Genomic DNA, 25,500 nt, shown 5'->3' with positions numbered 1-25,500 from the left:
AAACGGCCTGAGTCCTGTCGAATACAGGTCTCAAGCCGCCTAGGTTGGTTTTCATTATTTACACTGTCTACTTGACGGGGAGCAGTTCAAAAGCGTCTGGGCTTGTTTTAATACCATTCTTTCGGTTCGTAATTCAATTCACGGAACAACTGCTCGCGTTCTTTTTTCGACAGGTCGCGCCATTGTCCGGGCGGGAGCTTGCCGAGCGTGATGTTCATGACACGTACGCGCTGAAGGCGGTACACCTCGTAACCGAGCGCTTCACACATGCGACGGATTTGGCGGTTGAGCCCTTGCGTCAGCGTGATGTTGAAATCGAACTTCGACAGTTGATGGACTTTACACGGCAACGTCTTTTGGCCGAGGATTCTGACGCCGGCTTCCATCTGTTCGACGAACTCCGGGGTGATCGGCTTATCGACCGAGACGATGTATTCTTTCTCGTGCTCACCCTCGGCGCGAAGAATCTCGTTGACGATATCGCCGTCGTTCGTCATCAAGATGAGCCCTTCCGAGTCTTTATCGAGACGGCCGATATTGAAGATGCGGAGCGGGTGGTTGACGAGGTCGACCAAGTTGCCTTTGACTTTCTTCTCGGTCGTGCTCGTGATGCCGACCGGTTTATGGACGGCGATATAAACGTTGTTTCGTGCGACACGGGCGGCCGAACCGTTGACGAGTACTTCGTCTCCCGGGTTCACTTGGTCCCCGATTTTTGCTTTTTTCCCGTTGATGGTAACCCGTCCTTCTTCGACGAGACGGTCGGCTTGGCGGCGGGACGCCTTGCCGGATTCACTGATGAATTTATTGATACGCATAGATCCACGTCCTTTGTTTGGCTTCGTCCTCTCACTATAACGTATTTTACATGTGCCTAAAAGCGGGAAACGACCGAGTAGAGAGGATGTGGCACGATGAATCAGGCACGTGTGCTCTTGCAAGACGCGATTCGATTTCAACAAGCGCTCATGACGTCGTCGTTTCAGGAGGAGCTGATTGATGGGGCCTCGCCGGTCTTATGGTATGGGCGGCCGACAGAGGGACAGTTTCTCACCGTAGGGACGAACCCGTCGCGCGGCGAGTTTTTCGAACGGGACGGCGCCGTTCGTAGAGGAGCGTCACAAAAGTTCTATTGGCGTGATCAACCGCTCGAAGCCTACCTGCAAGATGACAATGCGCTCGAAGCGACGCTTGATTACGCTGCGGCCTACTTTGAGGCGGGAAGAGCGACGACGAGCTGGTTCGGTAAACCGGGCGGGGCGAAGCTCGAGGCCCTGCTTGAAGGCATGGGCCGCTCATTTTACGACGGGTCCGCGCTCCATGTCGACTTCTTCAAATATGCGACGTCGCGTCAAATGGGACAATTGCGGACAGGACGACAGTGGATGGAGCACCCGGCGTCACTCGATTTGCTCGAACGGACAATCCGTTATGTGGCTCCGTCCCGGTTGATTGTCCTGGGCAGTGATAACTGTGCGGCATTCGATGGCTTTACCCAGTGCGAACAGATTGAGGCGTATCCGGGTGTCCGGTTCGAGCTCGGCTATTACACGCAACACTTTATCCCGATGGTCGGATTGCATGTCAAACCGTCCGAAGTGTTCGTCGGTCTCGGAAACGGTCGAGACGCGTTCGGGCTCCACCACGGCTCGTATGCGAAACGAGAGCATCTGATTCGAATCGGACAAGCCATCGAGGCGAGCGCTCGTCGTTACTTCGGCTGAACGTCAAGTTTTGGCGGATACACGCGTGTGATGCTGCCCCAAAAGTTGAACTCGTTGAAATCGATGTAGCGAATGTCACGGGAGCGGTTGTCGAGCACCTCGAGCAAGATGACGTCGGGAAAGCCGGATTTGCGGAAGATGATGTAGCCGATTCCGGTGACGGAGTGATTTTTATAAAACCCGTTCGCCATATTCAAGATGAACGGCCGGTCGGCGACGAGTTCGCGCTCGAACGTCGACCATTTCCATAAATACCGAGAGCTACCTCGTCCCTCATATCCATAGTGCGCCCATAGCTTCGTGACAATAGCGGCGATCCGGGTCGGGGGCGTCCCTTTCTCATCTTTGAACTGATGGGCGAGCGCAATTTTACGCGCGTCTCGTTGAATCTCGATCACGTCCTCCGGGATTCGCGTATAGCCAAGGTCATGGTAATAGCGGAAAATGGCCGTCATCGAGGTGAGCGTACAATTGTTCTTGCCCCCGTTGAACGCTTTTTGAAGCAACACCGAGACACCGCTGATGCGCTTCTCGCTCTTGACCGTCCAATGCCCGTGATAGCGGTCGTTCACGTATGCCTCGGGGTCAATGATTCCAGCGTAGCCTTTCTTTGCCACTTCGAGCTGTCCGGCGTAATGTTCGTCCATGACGCACCTCCCTTTTTCTTTATTATACAAACAACGCCCGTCCTCTGGAATGAGAGAACGGGCGTGTCGTCGTTAAAAGATGAGATGGGCGACCCCGACGATAATCGGTAACGTGATGATGGTCCGCAACAAGAAGATGAGGACGAGATCGAAGAACGAGATCGGCAATTTTGAGCCGAGCAATAGTCCACCGACCTCAGACATGAAGATGAGCTGGGTGACGGACACACAGGCGATGACGAATCGCGTCAACTCGCTCTCGATGCCGCTGCCGAGCACGGCTGGTAAGAACATATCGGCGAACCCGACGACCATCGTTTGGGCCGCGGCCTCTGCTTCTGGCACTTGCAACAGCATGAGAATCGGTTCGAACGGTTTGCCGAGAATCGTGAACAATGACGTGTGCTCGGCGATGACGAGCGCAATCGTTCCGACGGCCATGACGACCGGCAAAATGCCGAGCCACATGTCGAGCACGTTTTGGAACCCGTCTTTGAACGTGGCGCCGGCGCCTTTACTCGATTTTGATTTGAGCAGCGCTTGACGCAGTGCCCAGATGCGCATCGGGACGTTCGCCGGCACCGGTTCTTCCGGTTTCAATTCGGTCTTCTCATAAGCCGTGTCGGGCTTACGTGACAACGGATAGATGCGTGGCATGATGAGCGCGGCGACGATGCCGGATAGGATGATCGTGCCATAATAATGTGGGAAATAGGCGTCGAGCTTCATGTACGACAAGATGACGATCGTGAACGTGATTGAGACGACAGAGAACGTCGTGGCGATAATCGAGGCTTCTCGTTTCGTATAGTAGCCTTCTTCATATTGTCTCGTCGTCAATAAAATCCCGATTGTGGCGTCTCCGACCCAAGATGCGAGCGCATCGAGCGAGGCCCGGCCCGGGAGACGGAACAGCGGGCGCATCACTTTGATGAGCATCGTCCCGACGAATTCGAGCAATCCGAAGTTCAACAAGAGCGGCAATAACATCCCGGCGAACAAGAACGTCGCGAACAAAATCGGGATTAGATCATATAACAACAGTCCGCCCGTGAACTCGGACGTGATCGCCTCGGGACCGATGACGAGTAGCGTCATGACGCCGGCGATGAACCCGATGACGCGCATGACGAACCAGAACGGTGTGACGTTGAACAACGTGTTCATGTGTGGGCGCTCTAGAATGAATGCCGGTTTGACCGCATACGTGATCAGTGAACCGACGACCGAGATGCCCATCATGATGACGGCGATCGTCGGTACGAAGTCGCCAATCAAATCGATCAACCAGTTCGATAAATAGGCGACCGGAATGGTGAACCCGTCACCAGACGGGATTGGGACGATGAAGAACAGAATCCCGATTAACGATGGAATGATGAATTTCATGTAATCTGCTGATGTGAATGTGGGTCCATCATGACCGGACCGGTTTGGTGTGTGATTCATTCAATTACCCCTTTTCCCCAAACGTATAGTTTGCGTTTCACTGGCACGTCCCCATCGTGCGTTGCGTGAATTGCTATGAAGGAATAGCTTCTTCTCGTTCATTATAGAGAAGGGAACGTCGAGCAGGCAACAACTAGTTGTAATTTTCTGAAAAAAAGAAAGCGTTATCAAGAGCGAACTATTCGTATTCTCCGGCTCACTTTAGTATGATGACGGCAAGTCTTACAAATTCGAGATATTCACCATATATACTTTAGGAACGGAGCGATACAGATGAGATTAAGTGTATTGGATCAAGCGCCGGTGACATCCGGACATACGTCAGAACATGCGTTACAAAGTGCGGTCGAACTGGCCCAATTGGCAGAAGAACTCGGCTATTACCGAATGTGGATGGCCGAACACCACGGCGGAATGTCGTTCGCCAGCTCGGCCCCGGAAGTCGTCGCGGCTTACATTGCGGCGAAAACAGAACGGATTCGTCTCGGGTCAGGTGGAATCATGATGATGCACTATTCTCCGCTTAAAATGGCCGAGGTGTTCAAGACGCTCAGTGCGCTCGCGCCGGGACGCATCGATTTCGGGGTCGGCCGGGCACCGGGCGGGGACGCCAACGCCATCTACGCGATGTCACAAGGCCAAAAACCGATGATGGACGGCCTGTATGAAAAGCTCGGGACGACACTCCAACTCATCAATGATGAGACGCCAGAGGAACGGTGGTATAAAAATACGCCGGCCGCTCCGACTGGTGTGACGCTGCCTGAGGCGTGGCTCCTGGGGTCGAGCGGGAACAGCGCCATCCAAGCAGGACGGATGGGGCTCGGCTACTCGTTCGCCCAATTCTTTAACGGGGAACTGAGTGTCGCTGCGCTCGACGCGTATCGTCAGCACTTCACCCCGTCCGCATTCATGGAGAAGCCGGACATCAGTGTCACGTATCTCGTGACGACGGCAGAGACGGAAGAAGAAGCTGAATACTTGGCGCGCCCGTCAGACTTATCACGCCTGTTCTTGATGAAAGGCCAGCTCCGTCAATTGATGAGCCCGGAGGCGGCCCACGACTATCCGCTCACCGAGATCGATCAGATTCACATCGCCAACAACCGGAAAATCCACCTCGTCGGGACACCGAAGCAGATTGCGACGCAACTGCAGGAAGAATCGGCCCATTATGGATTTGACGAGGCGATGATTTGCAGTATCCAGCATACACAAGAGAGCCGCTTGAACGTCTATCGGTTGCTCGCCAAAGAACTTCTCTGACGAAAACGCACCTATTCCTAATGGAAAGGTGCGTTTGTCAGTTAGAGGAACAGTTGCATGAGCACGAACAAAGCGACAAGCCCACCGAGCGAGACGGTAAAAAAGACGGCGACCGAACGTTCGTGATTGCATAAGATTGTATACACCCCCACGACGAACGCACCGACTGCGGCGGCGATGGCCAACATCGAGACGACGGTCGCCCACGTGTTGTCGAATAACGTGTCGACGTTGAACGGTTGAGCGGATTGGACGATGAGGGCAGACAGGAGTAAGAGCAAGAACACCGCAAGCAACAAGAGGACCGACCATTTTCCAGGCCGTGTCTGTGGGGTGACGTTTCGACTGAGCATGATGGTTCACCTCGCTTTTGTGACGTTTATTTATCTATACCCGATTATTGACCGCTCGTTAAAAATGTCTTCCCCTTTTTTTAAACGGTTTCGTGAACAAGACCGGCTAAAACCACTAAACTAGAAGAAACGGAGATTGCCTGGAGGTACAGTATGCAGCAGATGAAGATCGATCCGCACTATTTGTTTGACGTATTCGTTCAATTATACCGGATGGTGTTTTTGATGGAAGTGACGCCTGAGGGATATCGGTACGCACGCGTCAGTGAACAGGGGAAACTGGCGTCCTCGCTCCCGGACGATGTGAGTGGCTTGTATTTACATGATATGTATGCGGTCGATGTCGCCAACGAGTTAATCGGGCATTATGACGAAGTCGTCGCGACGAAGGCACCGGTCTATTTCATGTCGCAGATGAACATCGAGGCCAATACGGCCCGCTTCGCATCATCGGTCCTCATGCCGCTCGAAGATGATGCGGGTAACGTGCGTTATGTGTTAGGGCTGACGACCGATTTATCGGAAGAGGCAGAGATGAAGCTATTGAGCAGCATCGAGAACATCGATTATTTGACCGGGATGCCGAACTTGATGAAAGTGAAGCTCGAGCTCGAGAAGCTGTTCACGCAACGAGAAGGAGCGGAAGTGACGAGCGTCATGCGGTTGCACATCAACCGGTTTAAAATCATCTTGTCCTTGCAAGGCGTGGAACAATCTCATCGCCTGATTAAAGAGATGACGCGCCATTTATCGGACTTGTTACCGAAAGGCTCGATTATCGGGCGCGTGGACGGAGAAGATTTTATCGCCGTGTTGCCTTACACCTCAATCGAGACGGCGACGATACATGGGGAGCGATTGCTAGCGGCCATCGCAGCGTACACGTACCAAGTGGCCGAGACCGAGTTCGCTTTATCCGGTTGTCTCGGAATCAGCGCGGGGAGCGAGGACGCCGACCGGGTCATCATGAATGCGTCAACGGCGCTCCTCGAAGCGAGACAAGCGGGCAAGCAAATCATCAAAGTGTACGAAAAGGACGATTACGTCCAACATTATATCGATGAGATGACGATTGAGATGGAACTCATCAAGGGACTGAAAGCAGATGAACTGAGCGTCGTCTATCAACCGAAAGTTGGCTGTCAGGACGGGATGGTTCATTTTGAGGCGCTCGTGCGGTGGCATAGTGCGGCGCTCGGTAACGTCTCACCGGAAACGTTTATTAAGATTGCCGAAACGTCGCTCTTGATTGAAGACATTACCGGGTTCGTTTTCGACCGTGTCTGTCGTGACATGATCGAGCAACCGGACCTGTTTGCAGGGCGACGTGTCGCGGTCAATGTATCCCCGGTGTTGTTTCGGCAAGACTATATCAAACAGTTATTACAGGTGCTCGCGACATACGGGTTGAGACCAGAACAGTTCGAGTTTGAGATCACGGAACATACGCTTATGCAAGAACCGCTCCTTGGCATTCAGACGGTCGACTATTTGAAAACGAAAGGCTTTCGCGTGTTGATTGACGACTTCGGCGTCAGCTACTCTTCCCTCAATTACTTGAAGATGTTTGAGATTGACGGCATTAAAATCGACCGCTCATTCATCAGTCAATTAGATAAAGACAACGGCCTGAAAGAATATGAAATCGTCAAATTGATTGTCTCACTCGCTAAAAAATTGAATTTAGAGGTCACGGTCGAGGGGGTCGAGACGGAAGCGCAGTACCGGGTGATGGAACAGCTCGGTTGTGATGAGATTCAGGGGTATTTCTTCAGTCGTCCACTCCCGCTAAATGATCTCCAACAGGCGCTCGATGCGCTCGTCTATCAACATGCGGCGCTGCGGCAACTCGAGTTGGCCACGACTTCTCCGTCGACGGTACTTGATGAGCAAGAAGCCGAGCGTTTGAAGACGATTCTGCGCCTTGAGATTTTAAACACTCCGCGAGAGGAGCGCTATGATCGGATTACGCGACTTGTCGCGCGCACGCTGAACATGCCGGTCGCGCTCATCTCGTTTTTGACGACAGACCAACAATGGTTCAAGTCCTGTGCGGGTCCGGTGCTTGAGAGCCCACACGTGGATCGGGAATGGACATTATGCGACCGCGTCGTGACTGGCCAATCGTCGGTTGTCATCGAGGATGTGCAGACGTCTGAGGCCGGGACAAACAATCCGTTGCTCAAAAACCTCGGCTTTTACGCCGGTGTACCGCTTACGACGCGAAGCGGACATGTCATCGGCACGCTTTGTGTGACGGACGAACGAGCTCGCACGTTTGACGAGGCAGCGTTGCAGTCGCTTGAAGATTTCGCGCGTTGGGTCATGGCTGAAATCGAATTGACGGAACAGACACGGGCCCAGGCCCAACGTCAACAGACGCTCGAGTCGCTGTATGAGGTGACGGCACTTGAACCGTTCGGCAATAAACTAAAACGGATTCAGACGGTGCTCCGCGGCTGGATCGGCTATTCCCATGCCGTCGTCTTCTCGACGGAGTCGAAACATCGCGTCTTATCTGAGGACGGGGAAGGCAAGCTCGACTGGACGAGTGATGCGCTGCAACAACTTCATGCTTTGACGACAATCGGGCACCAAAAATTAGGTCGTGCCGAACTTGTGATCGATGGAATCGAGTTTAGCTCGATGATCAGTCTGCCGTTGTCCAATGATGGCAAGACGTTCGGTTGGGTCGTGTTCTTGGCCGAACAGGGCAGCTTGAACGACGTCGTCGACGCAGCGACGATCAACGAGATGACGGATACGATATTGCTCGTGACCCGGTGGATGGAGAACGAGATTCGGCGCGAACGTAAGCATCAGGAAGTCATCGAACTCATCACCCAAGACAGTTTGACGAAACTGGCGAACCGGCACTCGTTCATGACCGACATGAGACAAAAGATGAATCGGAAGCAGTCGGTCGTGCTGTTGTTCATCGATTTGGATGATTTTAAACAAGTAAACGATTCCTACGGTCATCTGATTGGGGACGAAGTGCTCATCGAGACGGCACGACGGATTCGCACGTTCAGTCAAACGTATGACGGGAAGGCGTATCGCTTCGCAGGCGACGAGTTTTTAATCGTCATCGATGCGGAACGAGAAATAGTTGGAGCAGACCGATTTGAGGAGTTGAATCTTCTCATTTCCCAGGAAATGAACGTCGGAGATGGCTTGTCCTTGCGGTTGTCGGCCAGCATAGGCGTCGCTTGTTCGAAAGACCACGCTTCGCTCGATGCGATGATTCATCACTCGGATGCGGCGATGTACGTCGCTAAAAATTGCGGTGGGGATGGGTATTACGTGTACGACTCCCATCAAGAAAATTGATACGGAGGTATCATATGAGCAAATTATGGCTGATTGAAGGATTACCAGGGAGCGGGAAGACGACGTTTGCGGAAACAATCGCTGCGACAGCGGGCTATACGTTTTATTCGGAAATCGATGCGTCACATCCGGTCGATGTTCATGACGTCTATTGGGTCGAAGCAGACGGTATGACGGAAGGCGAGGTCATCGATCAAGATGGGACAGGTCGATTCATACGATACCGTCCGAACGAACGTCGTTCTGGAGTCGACGTCTATGAGCTGCCGTTCGATATACATGTTGAACTGATGATCGGCCGTTGGCGTCGTTTCGTGGAGCGGGTCAAAGGAGAGGACGGTACGTACGTATTCGAATGTGCCTTCCTGCAAAATCCGTTCACGATCGGTATGGTGGCCCAAGACGTCCCGAACGAGCAGATTGAAGCCTATATCGAGACGGTGGCAGATTTACTGGCCCCGCTCGACCCGACCGTCGTCTATTTAGAGACGGTCGACGTTCCGACCGTGTTTCGCGATGTCTATGCGGAACGGCCGACAGAGTGGCAACGTGGTTTCGTCGAGTATTACACGACTCGCGCTTACGCTCAGGCAAACGGATTGGGCGGGCTCGAAGGGACGATTCAACTGTTGAAAGACCGGCAACGGCGTGAATTGAGCTTGTTAGAGCGTTTGCCGGTCCGGACGATTCGCCTCGTCAATGACGAGCGAGGGGCACTCGAAGCGCTCGACGTGTTACGGAGCAAAGAGGAGGTCAATCATGCAGACACTTAAGCGGCATTCGGAACGGTTTTGGTATATGGACCCAGTCGCGGAGACCGACCGTCCCATTTTAGGGGCTGTCGTCGGAGATACCCATACGCTCATGATTGATGCGGGGAACTCTGAGGCGCACACGAATTTATTTCTAGACGCCTTGACCGAGCGGGGCATCAAACGACCGTCAATCGTCACGTTGACGCATTGGCATTGGGATCATATCTTTGGATTGTCGGCGCTGACTGACACCGTCTCCATCGCAAGCACGGCGACAAAAGCCGGGATGGAACGGTTGCTGCCCTATGCGTGGGACGATGAGGCGTTGGCCGAACGGGTCGAGGACGGACGTGAAATCGCGTTTTGCGCGGAGGCGATCCAACTCGAATATGGAGAAGAGCGATCGATGCGCGTCGTCTTACCGACGCTGACGTTCGATGATACGCTCACCCTCGACCTCGGCGGGGTACACGTCATTCTGAAGCACGTTGGTGGAGATCACGCTGCCGATGCAGTCGTGGCTTATGTGCCAGAGGAAAAGGTGTTGTTTTTAGGGGATGCGCTCTATGCGAACTTGTACGCGCCGACTTGGCGGATGACGCCGGTACGGACATTACGCCTCTTGGATGTACTCGACCAGTTCGAGGCCGAGGCATGCGTCTGGTCGCACGGTCAAGTGGTGACCCGTCCCGAATATGAGAAAGACCGAGACGTCTTGCGCCATTTGGCCCGAATTACCCTCGATTTCCCAGGAAATAAAGAAGCGATAACCGCTCAGTACGAACGTTTGACAGGTCGGGCCGTCGACGAAGAAGTGCAAGAGTTGATCTCGTTCTTCGTAAACGGTTCGAGTGAGGAACTGTGATGGACATCATACGGATACACGATGAGGACGAAGCGTTTCAACAGTTTTTGACGAGTCGATTGCGGATGTTCAATGACACCCACTCGGTGCACCATCGCGAGATTCGCAACGCGGACGTCCCGGTCGTTCAGCTGAAAGTGGAGCAGGACGGGGACGTGATTGCAGGGTTGTTCGGGAGCGTCTATTGGGGCTGGTTCGACTTGGACCGACTCTGGGTCGCGTCAGAACATACGGGAACAGGCCTAGGGAGCCGCCTGCTCGAGGAAGGGGAGCGGTTGGCGCGTGACCTCGGGGCGACGCGCGTCAAATTGACGACGTTCTCGTTTCAGGCGAAGACGTTTTATGAGCGCTTCGGCTATGAGATCGCCGGCGTGCTCTATGATTATCCGCCGGGATCGGACTACTATATGATGACGAAGCAACTGACAGCTGATTGAAAAAAGGCGACTCGTGTGAGTCGCCTTTTTTCAATATACTTTATCCCCGTTAAAGATTGAGTTTTTCACCATGACGTAATCGACGGTGCGCAATGCATCGAGATTGTCCCCACCCGAGTAAGAGATAGCCGACTGGAGGTCTTGCTCCATCTCGGTCAACGTGTCTTGGAGCGCCCCTTTATGCTCAACGAACACTTTCTTGCCTTCGACGTTTTTCCGTTCCCCTTTTTGGAATTCAGAAGCCGACCCGAAGTATTCTTTGAGCAATTTCCCATCCTGTTCGAACGTCTCACCCGGAGACTCGTCGTGTCCAGCGAACAGCGAACCGATCATGACCATCGATGCCCCGAAGCGAATCGATTTGGCGATGTCGCCATGTGTCCGGATGCCCCCATCCGCGATAATCGGTTTCGTCGCCGCCTTGGCACACCAACGGAGCGCGGCGAGTTGCCAACCGCCCGTGCCGAAGCCTGTCTTGATTTTCGTGATACAGACTTTGCCCGGTCCGATACCGACCTTCGTCGCATCCGCCCCGGCATGCTCGAGTTCCCGGACTGCTTCCGGGGTCCCGACGTTGCCGGCGATGACGAACGAGCCTGGAAGGTGGTGTTTGATGTGTTGAATCATGCGGATGACCGCGTTCGAATGACCGTGCGCGATATCGATCGTGATGAACTCCGGCGTATGCCCGGCTTCCGCAAGCATCTCGACGAAACGATATTCGTCCTCTTTCACACCGACGCTAATCGATGCATACAACCCGCGTCCATGCATGTCTTTGATGAACTTGAGCCGCGTCTCTGGATGGAAGCGATGCATGATGTAGAAGTAACCGTTCTCGGCCAGCGATAAGGCGACTTTCTCATCGATGATCGTCTGCATGTTGGCAGGCACGACCGGAAGTCGGAACGTAAAGCCCCCAAGCGTCACGCTCGCATCACATTCAGACCTGCTGTCGACGATACATTTTGCGGGAATCAATTGAATATCTTCATAATCAAATACTTTATCCATGTTGTCACACTCCTATTTACGAACAATTAGATTCGTTGAATGATAAATACTTCGTCCATTCGGTAATGTAACGTAAATTAGAGCATATGTCAAAGGGATATAGCGATAAAAGATAAAAATTCTTGATAATCGTTGGTTAATCTTCTTTAATGTTCGTGTTTAGGTACTGTCTTCTGTGTTTCACGTGAAAAAAGACCGCTCAGGAGCGGTCTTCAAAAACGACGTATTGGTTTCGCCCACGGGCCTTGGCTTCATATAGTGCCAAATCCGCATGTTTGAGCAATTGTTTCGTCGACGTTCCTGGTCGGTAAGGGGCGACCCCGACGCTCGAGGTTGTAACGAACGTATGTCCTTCGATTAACCACGGAAGTTGGAGCGCGGTGACAAGCTTTTCGGCCACTCGTCTCGGCGCATCGGATTCCGTGTAACGGATGAGCACCGAAAATTCGTCGCCGCCAAAGCGAGCGATCACGTCTTGGTTTCGCAGGACATCGGTCAGGCGAGCAGAGAATTGGCGTAGCAGTTCGTCGCCGATGTCATGTCCGAGTGTGTCGTTAATCTGTTTGAAACAGTCGATATCGAGCGAGAGGATGGCGAGAGACTCGTCCTCTTCATCCAATCGCACCAATGTCTCTTCCAAGTAGGCGAGGAAGTAGCGCCGATTCGGCAAGTCGGTCAACGTGTCATGGTAAGCCAGGTGTTTGAGCTGTTTCTCTAATACTTTGCGTTTCATGATCTCCCGCGTGACCGTCAAATAATGGAGCAGCTGGCCGACGTCGTCGTAAATCGCTTGAATCTTCGTCTCGAGCCAAATCCAACGTCCATCCTGGTGCAGGTGACGAAATTCGAGGGTGAGCGATTCGCTCGACGCTGTCATCGTGTCGAGTTGTCGTCTCGCGGACTCGACGTCATTCGGATGGATGAAGTCGAGCGTATTTTTACCCTCGTAAAGCTCGGGCGCATATCCAAGCACGGTCTTGTGGGACGGCGAAGCGTAGCGCACTTGACCGTCACGCTCGAGGATACAGACGAGGTCGCTCATGTTCTCCGTAATGAGGCGATATTGCGTCTCACTTTGGTGCAGGGCGCGCTCCATCTCACGCTTTTCGGTGACGTCGCGCAACAAAGTCATGACGGCAGTCGTGCCTTCGTAATCGATGAGCAGGCTGCCGATGTCCATATGTAGTCTTCGTCCTGTCGGCGTGAGGAGCACGATTTCCGTGTCTTGAACGGGATCACCTTGCCGTAAGGCTTGGAGGCGCGCCTTTGTCGTCTCATGAAATTCCGAGGCGACAAATTTAAAGATTGATTCGCACTCGATATTCGTCTCTCCGATCGTTTCTAGCGCTAGGGCGTTGGCGTATAGAATGACGCCGTCTTTATGAACGATAATCCCTTCCGGAATCGTCTCGATCAGTTGGCGATAGCGACGCTCGCTCTCTTGGGTCGCACGCTCGGCATTTTTCTCCGGAGTATGGTCAATAATGATGGCGAACAGACCCGTGATTCGGCCTCCGACTTCAATCGGAATATTCAAGATGGCCAAGTCGAGGAGATCCCCGGTCTTTTGAAGCGCCGTGATCCCGTATTTGTGCGGGGTGCCGGACAAGGCAAAGCGGAGACCGTCGTCGACGAGCATTCGTTCTGACTCTGGCAACCATGCTAAAAATGACTCGCCTAACAAATCATCTTCTCCGTAACCCGTGATTTGCGTGGCAGCGGGGTTGATCGATTGGACGCGAAACGCGTCATCGAGGACGAAGATGCCATGCGGCGAGTAGCGCCGGAGCGACTCGTGCTGGTCTTTCAGAATCGACAGTTCGAGTTCACGACGCTTCCGCTCCGTCACTTCCCGGACGACCGAGATGACGTGTGTGCAGACGCCTGCCTCGTCGAAGACCGGGGTCACCTCGGATTCGTAGTAATGAACCGGTAGTTGAATCTCATGTGAGACGGGTTGGACCGAGTAAGAAGGTTCGGCCAGGCGGTAGTCTTCGAAGACGATACTCTTTCGTTCCCGAACAGCCTCCTCGTAATGTCGTGTGACGAGAGCGGCTGTCTCGGGCGGGACCATGTCCTCGACACGTTTCCCGATATCGGCATCTGTCCAGCCGATCGCCTGCTTCCCCGGCTCGTTTACAAATATATAGCGATAAGTTGAACCGTCCACTTCCATGAAGAAGACAAAATCAGAGATTTTGTCGAACGTTCGGAGGAGGACGGAGGAATAGTGTTGGATTGTCTGGTCGGCGTGCATCATGTCCCTCATTTCAATCAAAAACTTTTCGGCGCGTCATTCTCATATTACCGTAAGTGACGATGAAATGTGTGAACATTCTAAAAAAGACAGGACTGTAAAAAGTCCTGTCAGGCAGCTTGTTTCATTTCGGATCGCTCGTGGCGACCGTTCATCAAGTAATAGAGGAACAACGTAAAGGAGACGACGCCGGCAAGCAACAGATAGAGCGTTGAAAAACCGGTCAACGGAATGAGCAAGCCAATAAAATAAGGCCCGAATCCTAGACCCGCGTCCAAGGCGATGAAGAAGGTCGACGTGGCCATGCCCATCCGGTGAGGGGACGCCGCTTTGACGGCGATCGCTTGTGTGCCGGATTGGATATTCCCGAATCCTAATCCGATTAGCGCCCCGGCGAGTAACAGCATGACTGCGTTGTTTGCTTGGCTCAAGACGAGCATGCCGATCGCAAAGAAGGCGATGGCCGGGTACATGACGATGTTGGCCCCTCGCGTGTCCATCAGGCGCCCGGTGATCGGCCGCGAGATCAGGACCGCAATAGAATAGACAAGGAAGAAAATACTCGCCGCTTCCACGAGATCGAGTTCACTCGCATAGAAATTGATATAAGACAACACGCTCGAGTAACTGAGGGCCGCGACGCCAATGATGAGTGCAATTGGCAACGCCTTTGGTTCGACGAAGGCACTCAGTGACAAGCCCCGAACAACTTCCGGATTGTCGGCCTCAGGGACGTTCACGAACAAGGCACTTCCTAGACTGATGAGTCCGACGACGAGACAAGTTAGGAAGATGACCGAGAAGCTCGTGTACTGACTCATCATCAAGCCGACGAACGGGCCGATGGCGGTGGCGAGCGTCGAGCTCATGCTGTAATAGCCGATGCCTTCGCCTTTTCGAGAGCCGGGGATGACCTGGGCGACGATTGTTCCGGTCGCCGTACTCGACAGTCCCATTCCGAGACCGTGAACGAAGCGGGTGAACAGTAAAAAGCCAACGCCGAGGTCGATAAAATAGAGCAAAATTGTCGCCGTGAAGAAGGTGAGACCGATGAGAAGCGTCTTACGCCGTCCAATCGAATCGATCAAGCGTCCGATGAAGAGTCTCCCGACGAGCGTCCCGATAATAAAAATGCCGGTGACAAGCCCGGCCTCGCTCGTCGAAGCCCCATATGTGGAAACGGCATGAACGCCGATGGTTACCATTAGTAAGAAGAAGATAAGCGTCAAGAAGAAGTTGACGAGGGAGATGATGAGAAAATCTTTCGTCCATAGTTTTTGTGCGGTCAGTTGCATCGTCGGCCCGCCTCCTGTTCCGTTTGATTATAAATAGTTAATAAACATAACTAAAGCAGTATAACAAACGAAGAGGGGTTTGTCCGAACAGACGCATTCCAATCAAAAAACCAATTCGCTAAAGCGAATCGGTTACGTCGAGCAATTATTGACGGTCCCAGAACCGTCCTTGCGCGATGCCGTCGATAAACGTATCGAAACCATCGAGACTATGTTGTTTGAACGTGTAGACGCCTGGTTGATCTGTCTTCACCCGGCAGCGGTCGAGCACTTCATCGTGGTGCAAATGTAGCGCGAGTGGCTTGAAGTGCTTATACGTGTTCTCGATGAATTCGAGCACGTCGTCCTCGACCGAGGTCGCTGTGCTGACGAGGAAAGCGGCATCGAACAGGCTCGAATCGACCGTATCATACGTCTCTTTCACTTTAAGGTCGCCGAGCGTATACGACTTCTTCCCGACGAGGCTGTAATTGACCTTGTTGTCAGCGAACACCTGGACCCACGCCTTCACTTGCGCGGCATCGACGTCTCCGGCAAGGAGGACGGCGACGCTCTTCGTGTCCGGTTTCGCGATTGTATTGGCCATGCTGAGCGCCGGTGAGGTCTTGTCCGAGACGACTTCATTGTTCTCGTCCGGAAGCTCGACGCCTAAGTTGTCAGCGACGACAGAGGCGAGGTGACGGTCGATGCGATTCAACAAATCGACGGCGTTCTCTTTGACCATGTCCGACTCACATTTGCCGAGCTCGAAGCTGTAAGCGTCTTGAATGTGCTGCTTTTCGACGTCGGTCATGCTGTTATAGAAGAGCTTCGCTTGCGAATAGAAGTCGAGGAAGCTGTCGCTTCGGCCACGAATCTTGTGCCCGTCGATTTTCTCTTGATAGTGCTCGAACCCACCTTGCTCGGCTGGAACAGGTTCGGGTTGATTGTTGTTGAGCGCATTTTTGTGGTAGCTCGTCTGTCCTTTATGGACGGCCATCTGATGCATGCCGTCGCGCTGGTTGTTATGGAACGGGCAGACCGGTTTGTTGATCGGGAGTTGATGGAAGTTCGGTCCTCCAAGACGTGATAACTGGGTATCAGTGTACGAGAACAGGCGTCCTTGCAGGAGCGGATCGTTCGAGAAGTCGATCCCAGGCACGAGGTGGCCAGGGTGGAACGCGACTTGCTCGGTCTCGGCGAAGAAGTTATCGACGTTGCGGTTGAGCATCATCTTGCCGACGAGTTTGACGGGCACGTCTTCTTCCGGCCAAAGTTTCGTCGGATCGAGAATATCGAAGTCGAACTTGAACTCATCTTCTTCGGCGATAATTTGAAGCCCGAGTTCCCATTCCGGGTAATCGCCTTTATCGATTGCTTCATACAAGTCGACACGGTGGAAGTCGGCGTTCTTCCCGAGCGCCTTCTGTGCTTCGTCCCACACTTGCGAATGGACGCCAAGTTTTGGTTTCCAATGGAATTTGACGAAATGTGCCTTGCCTTCCTTGTTGACGAGTCGGAACGTGTGCACGCCGAACCCTTCCATCATGCGCAGGCTGCGCGGGATGCCGCGGTCGCTCATCGCCCACATCACGTGGTGAGCCGCCTCATGGTTTTGACCGACGAAGTCCCAGAACGTGTCGTGGGCACTGCCGCCTTGCGGCACTTCCGTGTGCGGTTCCGGTTTCACGGCATGGACGAGGTCTGGGAATTTGATGGCGTCTTGGATGAAGAAGACGGGCATATTGTTCCCGACAAGGTCATAGTTCCCTTCATCCGTATAGAACTTCGTCGCGAAGCCTCGGACGTCGCGGACGGTGTCCCCAGAACCGCGTGAGCCTTGCACCGTCGAGAAGCGGACGAACACAGGCGTCACTTTCGACGGGTCGTTCAAGAAGTCGGCTTTCGTATAGTCAGCGAGCGACTCGTACACTTGGAACTCCCCGTGGGCCCCGACGCCGCGCGCATGCACGATGCGTTCAGGAATCCGTTCGTGGTCGAAGTGCGTCATCTTCTCACGGAAGTGGAAGTCCTCGATGAGCGTCGGTCCGCGTCGCCCGGCTTTGAGCGAAAACTCATCCTCCGCCATCTTTAGACCTTGGTTCGTCGTGAGCCCGGCTTGCTGCTCGTTATCGATCATATGTTGTTTTAATTGCTCTTCCTTCTTGTTCCCCATGTTATTGCCTCCCCTTTAAGTATGCACACGCGCTGTAAGCCACGTTTTGGCCTACTTAACGAGTTTTCCCTAACCGACCGAGAAAAAACCCCCATTTTTAAAATGGAGGTTAGCGTAACATGGATAGGGTTTTCGTCTTGCCGTCCGACAGTTTGTAGCGCACGACATAGTGGCGCGCCGTCGTCTGGACCGTGGCGGATGTGATTTTCGTCGTCTTTTCACCGATATGAATCAGCGTCAAATACTCGACTTGCTTGCCGCGCTTTGTCGTCACGACTTGATTGCGGCGTTGCCAGTCATAATCTCGGTATGACACGTAACTCGCACCGACGGCGACTTTCGGGGTCGTGCCGACCTCGAGTTGCAACAAGTGGATGGAGCGGTTCTGGTTGTCTTTAAACATGGCATGACGGCTTCCGCTCGAGACTCGGTTCAAACCGGTCCCAAGATGGAACCGCTGGACGAACGAGGTCGTGGTCGGACTCGTGATGTCATCGTACACGAGCACCGTTCCGTCGCGGTCGTAGGCGAGGCGACGGGTGTGCGTCATCCCCTGGCCGAGCAGTCCGCTCGTCCCGGCTGCCGTCCACTGTGTCGATGAAGCGCCGACCGAAGTGATTTGACTGCGTCGCAAGTTGCTCGGCGTCAATTTGAAGTTCTGTCCGGCAACATGGACGGTATTATGGGCCGCTGCCTGCATGACGACCTTTCGTTCGGGTCGATTCGTATAGGCGTAACGACCGCTCTCGACGATAAAGTCGCGTCCGTAACCGTAAAGGTCGATCGATAAATCGTCGGCATGTTTATGGATGTTGCTGTGATAGCCGGCCGTCATCATCACTTGGACCGCGTCGTGGAACGGACCGGCATTACCGCCCCAATGCTGACGGAAGAACGCGTACTGGTTCGACAACTTGCCGACCCGTGTCGACGGTTGCGCCCCAGATCTCCCTTGTGTCATCGCATAATACAAGTGTGGATAACGCTCGACATAGGGAATCGCGTCCGGACGGTGAACGATGGACGGGGTGTCACCGAACATCGGGAGTGTCCCGTTCGGCTTCAACATATACGTCAACGCACCAGGCATGTCTTTGACGTCTCCCATCCGGCTCGACAAGGCGAACCGGTTAGCGGCGGCCCAGTCGTTGAAACGGGCGAGCGTGTCATATAAATAAATCTGATAGAACGGTGAGTGCTCAAGGTGGACCCCGTCCGTGCTCAAGCTATGGTTCAACTGCTGTGTGAGCCGGTTCGTTGCCAGCGAACGCCATGACGATGAACGATAGAAACTTCGGTGCGTCTCCGCGACAGCGGTCAACGCCATGTCTTGGAACATGCCATGGTTATTGTTCGGCTTATAAAAGCTCGGTGTCGCGAGGAGCGTCGCGTGCTCATAGAGCGTCTTGGCGAACAGTTGCGAGAACGCTGGGTCGGTGTTGACCGTGGACGAGCGGAACTCGTTCCAGAAGTTGAGCAGATGGAACGTCCGGATCGCCGTGCCGTGGTCGTGATACGGCCATGGATAGCGTTTGTAGTTCCCAGCCGGATATTGCTTGGTCCAACTCGTTACGATCCGCTTTCCGTAACGGAGATACTCAGTGTTTCCGGTCGCGGCGTATGCTTGTGTCAACTGGTTCAACGTCGTGAAGTAATGGATTTGGAACTTGAACGACTTCGAGTCGACCTCTGGGACGCTGACGTCGAAGCGGTATGTATCGATGTTCGGGACGCGCAGCTGATAGGGCGGGGAGGGGATATACCAGTTCCCTTTCATCGCTGCGTCAGCCCGGATGACGGCGGTCTTGGCTGTCAACTCATCATAGTAGTACGGCGTCTGGCCGCGGGTGAGCGAGCGCATATATTCGTGGGTCAGACGTGCATAGGTCGAACCAGAAAACGTCGTCAAGGACAGGTTTGTCGCCACTAGTTTGACGGCTTTCTTTTTCACGTAATAGATGGTTCTTCCGTCCTGGACTTTATAGTAATAACCGGACGTGCTGAGCGCCTTGAACCGCTTTGCTGTTCGCAACGTCGCTTTCGGCTTGAGCGTCTTGCCGACAAATTGATAAAGCGTTGTGCCGGAAGGGACGCTCACCTCATAAGGGGGTGTCGTCGCGGCCACGGCGGACTGTGGCGTCATAGTAGAACCCATCACGAACAACAGCACCCACAAAATCATCAATCGTTTCATAACGTCTTCCTTTCTTTGGCCGTTCAACCAGTTACGTGTATACAATTAGTATACAATTATATATTTAGCCAAAGAAAGGAAAATTCGATGTATTTTTCTGGAGGATTCAGGTTATAAAGCGGCCCAAACATTCTGCTTTAATACAATTTGTTGGACAGTTTCCGGATTCAAGTCGTATTTCGTGGAAATGGTGCGTGTCACCTTCGCTTTCAAGTCAGGATCGTCCGACTGTTCCGCTTCATAGACACGATTCCATGCTTGCCAGACACGTGCTTCCTTGTCCGAAAGTTGCGTGCCCCATTCTTTTTCTTTCAACTGCCACCCGAACGTCATGTCTTCATAAGAACCGGCTTTTACCGTATCAGCAAGGCTCCAATCTCCACCAGGCGCAAATACGGCCTCGCCGAGCGGGGATTCTGTACCGATATAGGCTTCATGGTCATAAAAACGGATGAGGGCGGCTTGGAACGTGTCTTGTACGGCCACCTCGTCAATCACATCCTGGCTGATCGATTGGAGTGTCTCGACGTCGGGTTGGCCGTGGACGATAACGTCATATGCATAGCGGACGGCCTCGTCTTCCTTCACGGCCTGCCTCGCCTCGATCGTATAGCGTCCCTCCTCATGTGTCGCCTCTGTTCGGGTGATCGCGCCATCGCGTTCCTCCTTGATAGACTCATGCGGCCATACATAGGCGGTCAAGATCATGGCGGGGATGAAGAGAAGACTGCGCCTTAGACGATACACCCATTTCGGTTTACGTTTCGTTGTCATTTAAATCACTCCAATTCTTATGTATCAAAAAATCCCCTGATGTCAGGGGATTAACGTGTGCGGTCGAGCCGTACGATTCGAGAATCGGGACTGTCGATCCCACGAACCAGCTCACTCAAAATTTTAGAACCTAACATGCTGTACACCGTTCCATTGCCCCCGTATCCGAGTAAATAAAAGAGATTGGGGCGGTCCGGGTGTTCCCCGATAAAGGGCAGTTGGTCGATTGACTCGCCGAACAAGGCTACCCAGGCGTATTCAACTGTCAAATCATACATCGGGAACAAAGCCTCGACTTCTTGGCGCAACCGCTCGGCCCGTTTTTGAATGAGCGCCTCGCTATGCGGCGTCTCTGGTTTCTCTTCATCGAGCCCGCCGGCGATGATGCGGCCGTCGACGGTCGTCCGTAAATAGAGGTACGGCCGTTTCGTTTCCCAAATGAGCGCCTGGCCATCCCATTCTTTAAAATCAGGGACGGGATTCGTCGCAATCGCATAAGAACGGTTGAGTTCGATTCGATGCGTGTCGAGGAGCGGGGCCGGGCGATAGCCGGTCGCGAAGATGACGTGGCCCGCCTTGAACGTTCCTGCTGGAGTCAGCACGAGCCAGTCGTCTCCGTCGGCGACGACTTCCGTAACGTCCGTCTCTTCAAAGATTGGGGCGTCCTGTGTCGACAAGTAACGGACGATTTGGCGGCTGAGTGTGAGCGGATTGACCTCGGCGTCCCCGTTCGTGATCAAGGCGGCCGGTTTGTCGAACGGATAGCGTGCGCGTAACGCCTCCCGGTCGAGCCATTCGGCTTGAAGCCCATGTTTCGTCAGCATCTCATACTCCCGTTTCAATTTGGAGACATCTGCCTCACTGCTGGCAAAGCAAAGGCTGTCGCGCCGGATGTAGACGTCTTTGGCATCGACCGTCTCGGCGACCTCGTCGAGCGCATCGACCGCCTCGGCACACAATTTATAGAAACGGACGGCATCCTCTTCGCCGATTTGCTCGGCGAGTTCATGCAACATGATGTCGTTCGAGTATTGAATGAGCCCTGTGTTCGCTGCCGTACTCCCGGCTCCGACTTTCCCTTGGTCGATGACGGCGAAATCGACACCGTCCTTGTAAAGTGTATAGGCTGTCAGCGTTCCCGACATGCCCGCGCCGATAACGAGTACGTCGTAGCGCTCTTTCTTGATTGGTTTTTGTAAGACGATCTGTTCCGATTCTGTGGTCGGCCAATATAAGTTCCCGTTGTGCATCTCCATGACGTCATCCTCCGATAATCAGCATCTTCTACTTAATCCCCGAATTTCACGAATGAAAACGCAAAAGGCCGCAGACAATCTGTCTGCGGCTTGCGTATTCGATTCAATCGTTATTTTTTGATGACGACCGTGTTAGCGGATGCGCCTTTCGTGTAGCTGATTCGTTTCACATTCTCTGCCCCGCGGATTTCCGCAAGGTTCGTTCCATCGACAATCACTTCTTTGACGATGGCGCCTTTGAAGTCGATGATGGCACCGGCTTCTTTCGGTTTCACTTGAACGACGACGTTTTTGAGCGGGTCACCTGTCAATTCCGTGTAGGCGCCGCGTACAAAGATGCCGTTCTTGAAGTTCGTGCCTTTGCCGATTGTCACGCCGATGAAGTCATCTTGGAGGACGAGGCGTGCCGCCTTGTTGTTCTCGACTGTGTAACGCGTCAATTCCACTTCTGGCTCCGGAGTGAGATCGATTTGTGCGAGGACCGGGTCGTGGTCACTGGCGCGGCCCGACATCTCCGTGAAATCAGCGTTGACGTGAATCATATCGATTTCGGTCGTCGCCGCTAAACGGTTCGACACGAGGATATGGTCGAGCACTTGCGAGTTCCCTTGATAGACGTACGAGTAACGGTCGACGGCCGGGACTTTCTCGACCATGTTCGTCATCAAGTCGCCTTTGAAGATTTGCATCGCATCCGAGAACTCGAAGTCGTTGAAGTCACCGAGGGCGACGACGTTCGCTTCTGGGTTGTCCGTCTTCACGTCAGCGACGAAATCATGGACGATTTGAGCGATTTGTTTCCGTTGGACTTCACTACCGAGCACGACCGGCTGTTTCGAGCCGAAGAAGCCAGTGTCGCCACCTTTCGAGTTCCAGTGGTTGGCGATGACGACGACGTTCTCGCCTTGGAAGTCGAATTGCGCCGCGAGCGGTTTACGTGAGCTGTTGAACGCCGGGTTGAGCGGGTCGATGCGGCCCGGGTTGTGCGTCAACTTGCCGTTCTCATAACCGACAGCTGTCGTTGCGTCACCGGCAGGGATGCCTTCTGTGAGCGAGACACGTTCCGGGTCATACAAGAAGCCGACACGGATGTTGGCGTTCGGTGCACCGCCATCTTTGTTGTTTTCTGGGTCGATGTTGACGTACTTGTACGATTTGCCGCCGATCGAGACGATATTGTCAATCAAGCGTTGATAGCTTTGGTCGGCCGCAGAATCGCCTGTGCCCTCACCGTTGTTGTCTTGAACCTCGGTCACGCCGATGATGTCCGGGCTGTTCAATTCCTCGACGAACGCTTTCGCGAGTTTAAGTGCCTTTTCATCCGATGTTTCCTTCACGTTGTTCGAGAAGTTCTCGAGGTTGTAAGAGGCGATCGTCAATTTGTCCTCTTCGGCTTCGATGAACGTCGTCTCGCGCTTGGCATCGCCTTTGACGAAGGCGGCTTTCATTTCGTCGAGTGAGGCTTGAATCTTGTAGTTTCCGAACGAGTATCCGACGATTCCGACGATCGGGCCGTTGAATCGGTCACCGGTCGCGACATCGAATTCACGCGCTTCCACGTTTGGTTCGAGACGGAATTGGATCCGTTCCGGGTTGGCGTCATCTTTTTTAAGAAGCACACCACCGTTGAACGTCTCCGTGGGTGTTCCTTCGAGCACGGTCACGAGGTCGCCGTATTGTTGTGGGGAGACAGATTTAAGGTTGCCCGTCTCGACGCGCATCCCTTCAAGGCTCTCCCAGAAGTCGATGGCGTCTTTGTCCGGGTTGAAGACGGCGAGGGCGTCGCTGTCGATGAACTCGGTCGGCAAGTTCGACTCGTCGATTTTCACTGGCGTCGGGAGGGCGACACCGCTCTTGATGACGTCAACACCACCGTTACGTGTATCGATTTGCGTCATCTTCATGTCCGTCTGTTGACGGTCGCTATATCCTTCGATGGCGTACTCGCTGACGAGACCTTTCACGCTGACGAGGTCTCCGACTTGAATGCCGGCGATCGAACGGCCGCCATACAAGATGATTCCTTCTGACGTGCGTGCGTCTTGGTCCGCTTCCATGTCAGGTGTTTGAATGTAGTAATACGTCGTTCCGTTCGAGACGAACGAGTACGTGACGATTCCTTCGACACCTTCGACCGTCTGTCCGTTCATCGGCGACGTATGGCTCGCGCCTTGAATGTCGTGGATGCGGATCTTGTCCGTGATTTTATAGTCGAACGTCGTCACGGCGCTGAACGAATCACCTGATTTGACGGCCACTTTGAGCGTCTTCGTTTCTTCAATGCGGACTGGTGATGTATAAAGCGTACCGTTCACTTTCGGGTCCGACCCGTCGAGCGTGTAATAGATGTCAGCGCCCGCTGTCGTCGTCGAGAGTGTCACGTCTTGTGGACCGACGAACGTGCCCGCACCTGGCTTCGCAGTTGCCGGACGGAGTACCGACGCGTCGATGACCGTGTCAGATGCGTCACGCGGGATGATTTGATACGTGTTATCGAACTGTTGCACGATTCCTGTGATTGACGAGTAGTTGACGTCCGTCTGTAAATCGAGAATGCCGCGCTCATCGCGCACGACGAATTCTTTCGTTCCGTCTGTGGCCGTCAAGTTTTGACCACTGCCCGAGAGCGTGACGTTATTGACGGTGACGAGTTCAGACTCGACGTCCTCATTGATCTGTTCGCCAGTGAGAACTTGCGCAGCCGGGACGCTCGCCGCTTGTTTTGAAACGACGACGGCGCTGTTCAATTGAAGCAGTTCACGATACGAACCGATTACACCCGTGACGACGACTTCATCCCCGACGTTGACGGCGAGTGACGTCGGACGGACCGAGAGGCCGCCTGTCGCATCTTGAATCGAAATCGTGTTGGCCAGTTTCGCCGTGACGACGCCTTTAATCGTGACCGTTTCACCTTCGGCTTTCGTACGGGCGTCACTGATCGAGATCGGAGTGACCGGCGCCGGTGGTTCTACCGTACCGCCATCGCCGTATTCGACGCCTTGGAACGTGTGGGCTCCGAGGTTCGTGAACGTATCGATTGGTTGTGTGTTCCATTCAGTGGCCGGGTCGAACGCATCGGCGCCGTTCGCATCCCCTGTCGTGACCGTATCTTTTCGAACCAACGACTGGTCAGCCGTGGCGACGCTAGTTCCCCATTTCGTACCCGGATCGAATCCGACTTGACCGAAGACGTCGAGCACCGTGTCGCCTTTTTTCAAGACGAGCGTGTCATCGCCGTTAAAGTTCGTCACACCGCTTGTCGTGTTCGACTTCGCTTTCAAGGCATCGCTCGCGTTGGCGTTGACGATGACATACGTGCCACCTGGCTCGAGCGTACCTGTCAAGTTGAGGGTCGTGCCTGGAGCCGTCCCGCCGTTTGAATACAGTTCAAGTTTATAGGCCGAGAGGTCGATGGCCGCATTCGTTCCATTGAACAGTTCGATCGCTTTATTGTTGCTAGAGCCTTCAACATATTCCGAAATGAATAAATCTGTAGCGTTCAACGTCTCTGCGTGTACGTTTGCCGCAATCGGCGTCATGCTGCTGACGATGAGTCCAGCCGATAAAGCGAGGCCGGTCATTTGTTTGAATGAACGTGCTTGTAATTTCCCCATGTGTTAGTCTCCCTTTGATTATGTAGATGGCCGATACGATGTCCCAGTTCGTGTGGTCACTTGCTTGAGCGGATGCCCCCTTTAGGTCAAAATGAAATGATAGCGCTTA

At 53.6% G+C, this 25,500-nt stretch carries 18 protein-coding genes; 6 read left to right on the top strand and 12 right to left on the bottom strand.

Features of this window, described 5'->3' with window-relative positions:
- Window positions 1-107: 107 nt before the first annotated feature.
- The gene (rluF, locus tag KNP64_RS09835) at window positions 108-818 is read right to left on the bottom strand and encodes a 23S rRNA pseudouridine(2604) synthase RluF (RefSeq protein WP_214710769.1); all 711 of its coding nucleotides are present in this window, start codon (window positions 816-818) and stop codon (window positions 108-110) included.
- Window positions 819-914: 96 nt separating this feature from the next.
- Here rluF and KNP64_RS09830 point away from each other — a divergent pair, with 96 nt between their 5' ends.
- On the top strand, window positions 915-1,724 hold the full coding sequence (locus KNP64_RS09830) for a hypothetical protein (RefSeq protein ID WP_214792859.1): 810 nt from the start codon (window positions 915-917) through the stop codon (window positions 1,722-1,724).
- On the opposite strand, the gene KNP64_RS09825 is transcribed toward KNP64_RS09830, so the two are convergent.
- Entirely contained in the window at window positions 1,712-2,371 is a 660-nt protein-coding gene (locus KNP64_RS09825) for a C39 family peptidase (protein WP_214792862.1), read from the bottom strand. The genes KNP64_RS09830 and KNP64_RS09825 overlap by 13 nt on opposite strands.
- Window positions 2,372-2,443: 72 nt before the next feature.
- Window positions 2,444-3,820: a YjiH family protein gene (locus KNP64_RS09820; RefSeq protein ID WP_138860178.1), complete on the bottom strand. Its 1,377-nt coding sequence runs from the start codon at window positions 3,818-3,820 to the stop codon at window positions 2,444-2,446.
- A gap of 273 nt (window positions 3,821-4,093) precedes the next feature.
- Here KNP64_RS09820 and KNP64_RS09815 point away from each other — a divergent pair, with 273 nt between their 5' ends.
- Complete coding sequence (locus KNP64_RS09815) at window positions 4,094-5,086, top strand: LLM class flavin-dependent oxidoreductase (RefSeq protein ID WP_138860177.1); 993 nt, start codon at window positions 4,094-4,096, stop codon at window positions 5,084-5,086.
- A gap of 41 nt (window positions 5,087-5,127) precedes the next feature.
- Here KNP64_RS09815 and KNP64_RS09810 read toward each other — a convergent pair whose 3' ends face one another.
- Window positions 5,128-5,439, bottom strand: coding sequence for a hypothetical protein (locus tag KNP64_RS09810; protein WP_138860176.1), 312 nt, complete (start codon window positions 5,437-5,439; stop codon window positions 5,128-5,130).
- Window positions 5,440-5,592: 153 nt separating this feature from the next.
- On the opposite strand from KNP64_RS09810, the gene KNP64_RS09805 reads away from it, so the two are divergent.
- Genes KNP64_RS09805 through KNP64_RS09790 form a run of 4 tightly spaced genes read left to right on the top strand, consistent with a single transcriptional unit; the run spans window position 5,593 to window position 10,829 of the window.
- Window positions 5,593-8,772, top strand: a complete 3,180-nt coding sequence (locus tag KNP64_RS09805) for an EAL domain-containing protein (protein ID WP_214792865.1) — start codon at window positions 5,593-5,595, stop codon at window positions 8,770-8,772.
- A 14-nt stretch (window positions 8,773-8,786) separates the two neighbouring features.
- A complete protein-coding gene (locus KNP64_RS09800) occupies window positions 8,787-9,545 on the top strand; it encodes a P-loop NTPase family protein (RefSeq protein WP_214764129.1) in 759 nt (252 codons plus the stop codon).
- Complete coding sequence (locus KNP64_RS09795; protein ID WP_214792868.1) at window positions 9,532-10,392, top strand: MBL fold metallo-hydrolase; 861 nt, start codon at window positions 9,532-9,534, stop codon at window positions 10,390-10,392. The genes KNP64_RS09800 and KNP64_RS09795 overlap by 14 nt, the downstream gene beginning before the upstream one ends.
- Window positions 10,392-10,829: a GNAT family N-acetyltransferase gene (locus tag KNP64_RS09790; protein WP_214792871.1), complete on the top strand. Its 438-nt coding sequence runs from the start codon at window positions 10,392-10,394 to the stop codon at window positions 10,827-10,829. Before KNP64_RS09795 ends, KNP64_RS09790 begins: the two co-directional genes overlap by 1 nt.
- 30 nt (window positions 10,830-10,859) lie before the next feature.
- On the opposite strand, the gene guaC is transcribed toward KNP64_RS09790, so the two are convergent.
- From guaC to KNP64_RS09750, 8 genes are all read right to left on the bottom strand, one after another.
- On the bottom strand, window positions 10,860-11,843 hold the full coding sequence (gene guaC / locus KNP64_RS09785) for a GMP reductase (protein ID WP_214792873.1): 984 nt from the start codon (window positions 11,841-11,843) through the stop codon (window positions 10,860-10,862).
- A 199-nt stretch (window positions 11,844-12,042) separates the two neighbouring features.
- Complete coding sequence (locus tag KNP64_RS09780) at window positions 12,043-14,100, bottom strand: PAS domain S-box protein (protein ID WP_214792877.1); 2,058 nt, start codon at window positions 14,098-14,100, stop codon at window positions 12,043-12,045.
- A gap of 110 nt (window positions 14,101-14,210) precedes the next feature.
- Window positions 14,211-15,395 (bottom strand): MFS transporter, encoded by a 1,185-nt coding sequence (locus KNP64_RS09775; RefSeq protein WP_214792880.1) that lies wholly within the window; start codon window positions 15,393-15,395, stop codon window positions 14,211-14,213.
- Window positions 15,396-15,540: 145 nt separating this feature from the next.
- Window positions 15,541-17,550, bottom strand: coding sequence for a catalase (locus KNP64_RS09770; protein WP_138860168.1), 2,010 nt, complete (start codon window positions 17,548-17,550; stop codon window positions 15,541-15,543).
- Between the two features lie 109 nt (window positions 17,551-17,659).
- Window positions 17,660-19,744: an alginate lyase family protein gene (locus KNP64_RS09765; RefSeq protein ID WP_214710757.1), complete on the bottom strand. Its 2,085-nt coding sequence runs from the start codon at window positions 19,742-19,744 to the stop codon at window positions 17,660-17,662.
- A 111-nt stretch (window positions 19,745-19,855) separates the two neighbouring features.
- Window positions 19,856-20,518, bottom strand: coding sequence for a hypothetical protein (locus tag KNP64_RS09760; protein ID WP_214792883.1), 663 nt, complete (start codon window positions 20,516-20,518; stop codon window positions 19,856-19,858).
- Window positions 20,519-20,568: 50 nt separating this feature from the next.
- On the bottom strand, window positions 20,569-21,774 hold the full coding sequence (locus KNP64_RS09755; RefSeq protein ID WP_214764122.1) for an NAD(P)/FAD-dependent oxidoreductase: 1,206 nt from the start codon (window positions 21,772-21,774) through the stop codon (window positions 20,569-20,571).
- A 110-nt stretch (window positions 21,775-21,884) separates the two neighbouring features.
- Window positions 21,885-25,391 (bottom strand): chitobiase/beta-hexosaminidase C-terminal domain-containing protein, encoded by a 3,507-nt coding sequence (locus KNP64_RS09750; RefSeq protein WP_214792886.1) that lies wholly within the window; start codon window positions 25,389-25,391, stop codon window positions 21,885-21,887.
- Window positions 25,392-25,500 lie beyond the last annotated feature (109 nt).

It is taken from the genome of Exiguobacterium sp. s64 (assembly GCF_018618035.1).
Lineage (GTDB): Bacteria > Bacillota > Bacilli > Exiguobacteriales > Exiguobacteriaceae > Exiguobacterium > Exiguobacterium mexicanum_A.
This window is presented reverse-complemented; position numbering and strand designations above follow the sequence as displayed.

Bases quoted from the DNA above. Each gene is read 5' to 3' on its own strand.
- rluF (WP_214710769.1), bottom strand. From the start codon at position 818: ATGCGTATCAATAAATTCATCAGTGAATCCGGCAAGGCGTCCCGCCGC.
- KNP64_RS09830 (WP_214792859.1), top strand. From the start codon at position 915: ATGAATCAGGCACGTGTGCTCTTGCAAGACGCGATTCGATTTCAACAA.
- KNP64_RS09825 (WP_214792862.1), bottom strand. From the start codon at position 2,371: ATGGACGAACATTACGCCGGACAGCTCGAAGTGGCAAAGAAAGGCTAC.
- KNP64_RS09820 (WP_138860178.1), bottom strand. From the start codon at position 3,820: ATGAATCACACACCAAACCGGTCCGGTCATGATGGACCCACATTCACA.
- KNP64_RS09815 (WP_138860177.1), top strand. From the start codon at position 4,094: ATGAGATTAAGTGTATTGGATCAAGCGCCGGTGACATCCGGACATACG.
- KNP64_RS09810 (WP_138860176.1), bottom strand. From the start codon at position 5,439: ATGCTCAGTCGAAACGTCACCCCACAGACACGGCCTGGAAAATGGTCG.
- KNP64_RS09805 (WP_214792865.1), top strand. From the start codon at position 5,593: ATGCAGCAGATGAAGATCGATCCGCACTATTTGTTTGACGTATTCGTT.
- KNP64_RS09800 (WP_214764129.1), top strand. From the start codon at position 8,787: ATGAGCAAATTATGGCTGATTGAAGGATTACCAGGGAGCGGGAAGACG.
- KNP64_RS09795 (WP_214792868.1), top strand. From the start codon at position 9,532: ATGCAGACACTTAAGCGGCATTCGGAACGGTTTTGGTATATGGACCCA.
- KNP64_RS09790 (WP_214792871.1), top strand. From the start codon at position 10,392: ATGGACATCATACGGATACACGATGAGGACGAAGCGTTTCAACAGTTT.
- guaC (WP_214792873.1), bottom strand. From the start codon at position 11,843: ATGGATAAAGTATTTGATTATGAAGATATTCAATTGATTCCCGCAAAA.
- KNP64_RS09780 (WP_214792877.1), bottom strand. From the start codon at position 14,100: ATGCACGCCGACCAGACAATCCAACACTATTCCTCCGTCCTCCTCCGA.
- KNP64_RS09775 (WP_214792880.1), bottom strand. From the start codon at position 15,395: ATGCAACTGACCGCACAAAAACTATGGACGAAAGATTTTCTCATCATC.
- KNP64_RS09770 (WP_138860168.1), bottom strand. From the start codon at position 17,550: ATGGGGAACAAGAAGGAAGAGCAATTAAAACAACATATGATCGATAAC.
- KNP64_RS09765 (WP_214710757.1), bottom strand. From the start codon at position 19,744: ATGAAACGATTGATGATTTTGTGGGTGCTGTTGTTCGTGATGGGTTCT.
- KNP64_RS09760 (WP_214792883.1), bottom strand. From the start codon at position 20,518: ATGACAACGAAACGTAAACCGAAATGGGTGTATCGTCTAAGGCGCAGT.
- KNP64_RS09755 (WP_214764122.1), bottom strand. From the start codon at position 21,774: ATGGAGATGCACAACGGGAACTTATATTGGCCGACCACAGAATCGGAA.
- KNP64_RS09750 (WP_214792886.1), bottom strand. From the start codon at position 25,391: ATGGGGAAATTACAAGCACGTTCATTCAAACAAATGACCGGCCTCGCT.